The sequence below is a fragment of the Okeania sp. SIO2F4 genome (assembly GCF_010672385.1).
GTDB lineage: Bacteria > Cyanobacteriota > Cyanobacteriia > Cyanobacteriales > Microcoleaceae > Trichodesmium.
Genome location: NZ_JAAHGT010001273.1, coordinates 1 through 1,992, shown reverse-complemented (window position 1 = coordinate 1,992; position 1,992 = coordinate 1). Strand labels below are relative to the sequence as shown.

The window sequence follows — 1,992 nt, the reverse complement described above, 5'->3', positions numbered from 1 at the left end:
CTGGCTTGGTGCTTCAGGAAATGTATTGACTATAGCAGGGAACACTTAACTGGGAACAGGGAACAGTGGGAAAAGTGTTTCCGTGGTCTTTGATTCATCATCAGTCTATGTCCTAATCGCCCTGGCTGTTGCTATATTGCTCTATACGCAATATAAAGAGAGAAATTTCACCACCCATCACCTCTGGCTGGGTGCTTCATAAAATGAATTAACTATTGCTCTATACGCATGGGGTATTGGACTGACACACCTAAAATAGTGCATTAGCTTTTTTCGTATAATTCTTGTTAAAGTTTTACCTTTTTTTCTCATGCAAAATTTAAGGCGTGTCAACCCACTACTAGACTCACTAGATTCTCCCCCTACTCCCTACTTCCTACTCCCTTCTTAACAGAATTTAGTTTTTCTTGATGTTCAGTTGGAATATTTTCAGGAGGAGATATTTGTAGTAAAGAATTATCAAATTCAACATCAGGTATTTCGGCAAGAATACCCAAAGGTTCGCCATTTTTGAGACGTTGTTTTTTGCATTTAGCTAAAGCCATCAAAGTCTCGCGTTTTTCACCAACACACTCAAATGGTTTCTCAGAATTTGGGTCAAATAAACGTTTCCAAATATCCTCAAGTTTTGTCAGATTAAATAAGTCTTTTCCTACTACCTGGGTAGCAAAACGAGAATCTGTTACAGCTTCAATTAAAGCATAAGAAAAAGCACATTTTGGACAGTTACAACACCATCGCAAATCTTCTGGAGACCATTGTGCTTCATTACAAGAAGTAAGGTCATTCAAGATATTTTTGTTCCACAAAGATAGCTGATGAACTGTACCAATAGAATAAACCTCTTCGCAAATACTCACATAACTAAAAGGCAAACCTTTGCGCTTTAAAAAATCATTAAAACGTTCTATATAAGCAGCTCCCTTAGCACTTTGATGATTAACTTCCCGCCCCTGATATGTAGCATTAGATTCATTGGAACTCTTATCATTTGCTAATACAAGAAACCGATGACCTTGCTGCATAGCAATTATCATCATAATGAAAAGAGCATTAGTAATAGTAGGGTCGTTACGAACCCCTTCATAAGCAAAATGTTCTGCCGGATCTTCCTTGGGATGAGCTTGTATTTCCCACAGATAGGTTTGATTTTTAATATAGTCAAATACTGGAAACTTTTGCAGCCATTTATCACCTAATATTCCTCCTGCATTATGTAAAGTAAATGCTTCTATCGGCAGATTTGCTTGCTGCATCCACTCAAAAGCAAATGTACTTTCTTTACCCCCACTAACCGCAAGAAGGTAGGTATCGTTGACAGAAGGAAAAGAAGAATTTTCTGTATAACTTGAGGAAAACTCTATTCGAGGCATTTTATCCCAATCCCATTTTTCCAGATAAAATTTTTGCTGAAGATACCAGTAAATATCCTCATTCCACCAATCTATTTCCCACTCAAGACAACTATACCAAGGTACTTTTACTATTTGAGGGGTACATATTTCGCAAAGGCGATAAATTTCTGCCATTGCTATTCCTATTAAAATAGATGGGTGGATTTTTTCTGTATTTTCAAATTTTGCTGGAAAGTCGATGTGATAAAAATGCTGCCAGTTATCAATTAGAAACGGAAAAATAAGTCGATAATTTTTCCAGTAAGGTGCTTGAGAATAAATGACTGAACAGGTGGGAGATTTTCCTGTTGCCATGTATTGTATCCGCGACTCGTGATACCTACTTTTGAATTGTTCAGTTAAACTCATTTTTATTTAGGGAATAGGAAATAGGTAATAGCAATTAGTATTAAACTGTAGCTCATCCTCAAAAGTGCTGTAAAGATAATAGGTAATTGAGGCAGCTTATAATAATGAATTAACTGTTGCTCTATACGCAATAGTGGAAAATTTTGACTATCCATCACCTCTGGCGGGGTGCTTCAGCAAATGTATTAACTCTGGCGACCTACGCAATAGTTGGGAAAATTTGACTATA

1 protein-coding gene is annotated in these 1,992 nt (G+C 36.8%); it reads right to left on the bottom strand.

From position 1 onward, the window contains the following. Positions 1-362 precede the first annotated feature (362 nt). The gene (locus tag F6K22_RS39595) at positions 363-1,763 is read right to left on the bottom strand and encodes a MurL C-terminal domain-containing protein (RefSeq protein ID WP_293110513.1); all 1,401 of its coding nucleotides are present in this window, start codon (positions 1,761-1,763) and stop codon (positions 363-365) included. Positions 1,764-1,992: the final 229 nt, after the last annotated feature.